2 protein-coding genes and 1 pseudogene are annotated in these 3,002 nt (G+C 45.6%); 2 read left to right on the top strand and 1 reads right to left on the bottom strand.

The features are described from left to right. Together WMO75_RS19115 and WMO75_RS19110 are read left to right on the top strand one after the other, a co-directional pair. Positions 1-93, top strand: a pseudogene (locus tag WMO75_RS19115) (LPS biosynthesis protein); the annotation flags it as partial. A 247-nt stretch (positions 94-340) separates the two neighbouring features. Then, positions 341-490, top strand: a complete 150-nt coding sequence (locus WMO75_RS19110; RefSeq protein ID WP_349078772.1) for a hypothetical protein — start codon at positions 341-343, stop codon at positions 488-490. An 84-nt stretch (positions 491-574) separates the two neighbouring features. Here the strand turns inward: WMO75_RS19110 and WMO75_RS19105 are convergent, their stop codons facing one another. After that, positions 575-2,542 (bottom strand): CAP domain-containing protein, encoded by a 1,968-nt coding sequence (locus tag WMO75_RS19105; protein WP_349078771.1) that lies wholly within the window; start codon positions 2,540-2,542, stop codon positions 575-577. Positions 2,543-3,002 lie beyond the last annotated feature (460 nt).

The raw sequence follows: 3,002 nt of genomic DNA, 5'->3' as shown, positions 1-3,002 counted from the left end.
TTGATTAATAAAAAATTGAAATTGATGTCAGAATTAACAGAGCATACCTTGGCAAATGAAATAGAAGCTCCACATGAAATTTTAAGAAAATAGGCAAGTCAAATTCAAGTTTGTAGAATTGAAAAAATTGTTGTTTGTCAAGCGTTTTCTTCATATAGGTTCTCCTTCCTTTGTTCTAGTACATATAGGTCTAGTTCGATTTTACTATATCGTGGGATGGAATGCAAAGGGAATCGGTAGCATGTACCAACAATTTCCTGCATCACCACCCCCTCAACCTTCCCCCCCTCCACGCCATCCCCTGTGTCAGCTTGTGGAATCCTTGTACGAATTCGTACGCGTGAACGTTAGAAAAGTAGACGGAAACGGCTCCCCGCTCAAAAATGCTGTGTTTGGTATTTATGCAAATGAGCAGGATGCGAAGAACGAGGAGGAAGAGATTGTTAGGCTCACCACCGGCGCTGACGGGCTCAGTCAGGAGGGAAGCTAAAAAATAAAAAAAATATGATGGAGGAGGAGGGGGGATATATAAAAATCAGCGTTCTCTTGCGAGAACGCTGATTTTTATATTACTTTATTGTAAATTGTCTTCTACAAATTCAACCTCACTTTCATCTGTGTCTTCCGAAATGTCCAATTCTTTGGAATTTTCGTCAACAGACTCTATTACTTCAAAAGAACTGTCAGTGTTTGTATTTTCAGCATTGCTGTCATTACTTACTCCGTCTGAAAAGATGTCCTCATTTATAGATGATACTTTTGCAGATGCTGTGGCATCTTTCCAGTTTGCCTTTAAGGTTTTGCTTTCATTCATGTGAATTTTCGTTGTTTTGTTATTTTCATAGCCATCTGGATAAAGGCTTGTCCATTTCTCAAACACACATCCAGCCTTAACCGGTTTTTCAAAATCATCTGCATACAGCGTCATCCCCTTCGGCACAGCCATCTCAAACTTCTCCACCCCGCCCTTGCTCGGGAAGGTGCCGCCGTTTGCGTCAACAGTTAACGTGCATTTTTCGTCCGGTCCGCTGGAGAATTCCTGCACCCAGTATCCGGTGCCGTTCTTGCCTTTGTAGTAGCCTACGCCGATGTGGGTGTAGTGGGACTGCAGCATAGTAGTTCTATGTCCATCGCTATCCATCCACGCTTTAACAACCGCCTCCGGTTTTGTAAATCCCGCTCCGATGTTTTCACCACCAGGATTTCCTACACCTGCTTCAAATGCTGCGGTTCCGATGTCACTTCCATCAGGTCTTTCGTGAGCAAATTTGATTTCCAGTTCCTTTGCCCTGGTCATTGCTGCCTGCTGAAGTTTTGCGTGATATTTCAGTTCAGTAAGTCCGTATTTTCTCCTCTCAATGTTCGTCAGTCTGATGACTTCCTTGGCCATCTTCTCAGCGTTGGCCGCAATCTCTTCCGGTGAAGGGGTAGGAGTAGCGGTTGGTGTTGGCTTCGGGGTTGATGTCGGTTTTGGAGACGGCTTTGGTGCTTCTGTCGGCTGCGGCTTTTTGGTTGGCTGCGGCATTGGTGTAGCGTCCGGGTCTTCAGGAGTTGTAACGCTCCAGCCTTTCGTATTATATCCGCCCCATTTTTTTGAATCGCTGTTGTATGCCCTTATAGTGTATAAGTACTTACATGAAGCCTTCAGCGGGTAAGCGGAAGAGGATTCGTGGATGTAAAACTGTGTATTGCTGCCTACGGTAGCAATCTTAACCCAGTTCTTAGCCCCGGATTCTTTATAATAGATACAATAAGATGTTGCATTCTCTACACCTTCCCAGTCAATGATGACTTCGCTGTCGGTTGTTGCGCTTACATAACATAACTTGACTGTTCCCGGCACTTTTCCTTCCGGTTTCTTCGGAACAGACACGCTCCAGCCTTTCGTGTTGTAGGAACCCCACTTTTTGAATCTTCCGTTGTATGCCTTGACCGTATACACATATTTCTTGCCAGGCTTTAATGGAAAGGACTTGGATGAGCGATGCTTGAAACTGGTATAACGTCCGCTGACGGAATCAATCTTGCGCCAGTTCCTTGCGCCTGCTTCCTTGTAATACACATGATAGGAAGTAGCGTTTTTTGCCTTGCTCCAGTTCACCTGCACTTCCTGGTAACTGTTTGCTTTTACCTTGGTAACGTTGACCTTGCCAGGGATAGCCGGGATTGTGACAGTTTTGCCATTTCTGTCATATGAACCCCATTTCCGGCCGTAACGGTTATATGCCTTTACGGTATACACATATTTCTTTCCTTCAGTTAATGGATATTTCTTGCTGGAAGTGTGGGTGTATTTGGTATCGTTGACGTTGGCAAGGGTTTTCCACTTGCCGCCCGCCTGTTTGTAGTATACACGGTAGGAAGTGGCGTTTTTGGCTTTCTTCCAGGTGACGGTCACTTGGTTGTTGCCGGATACCTTGGCGGTAATGCTACTGACATAGCCTGGCTGCTGACCGGATGCGGCCTGTGCTGCTGCGGCTGGCAGGAAAAGCATTAGGGCGAGTGTCAGCAGGCAGAGAAGATATTTTCTGGTTTTCTTCATATAGGTTCTCCTTCCTTTGTTCTAGTACATATAGGTCTGGCTCAATTTTACTATATCGTGGGATGGAATGCAAAGGGAATCTGCGGATATGAGAGTGGAAATAATATCTACGGGATGTACCAACAATTTCCTGCATCACCACCCCCTCAACCTTCCCCACCCTCCACGCCATCCCCTGTGTCAGTTTGTGGAATCCTTGTACGAACTCGTACGCGCGAACGTTAGAAAAGTAGACGGAAACGGCTCCCCGCTCAAAAATGCTGTGTTTGGGGTTTATGACAGTGAAGAGGCAGCAAAAAATGAAGATGTGGCCTTGGCGCGTCTCACCACCGGCGCTGACGGGCTCAGTCAGGAGGGGGGAGCCAGAAAATAAAAAAAATATGGTAACTATTCAGAACTAGCTTTACTCAAAGATGAAATCAGGGTGACCTGTGATCGCATTTTTGATAGCTTCGTAAGC

The sequence above is a fragment of the Blautia intestinihominis genome (genome assembly GCF_040096655.1).
Lineage (GTDB): Bacteria > Bacillota > Clostridia > Lachnospirales > Lachnospiraceae > Blautia_A > Blautia_A intestinihominis.
Note: the sequence above shows the minus strand (reverse complement) of the source record. Positions and strands in the feature narration are given on the sequence as shown.

Excerpts from the sequence above, each read along its gene's own strand:
- WMO75_RS19105 (WP_349078771.1), bottom strand. The coding sequence starts at position 2,542 with ATGAAGAAAACCAGAAAATATCTTCTCTGCCTGCTGACACTCGCCCTA.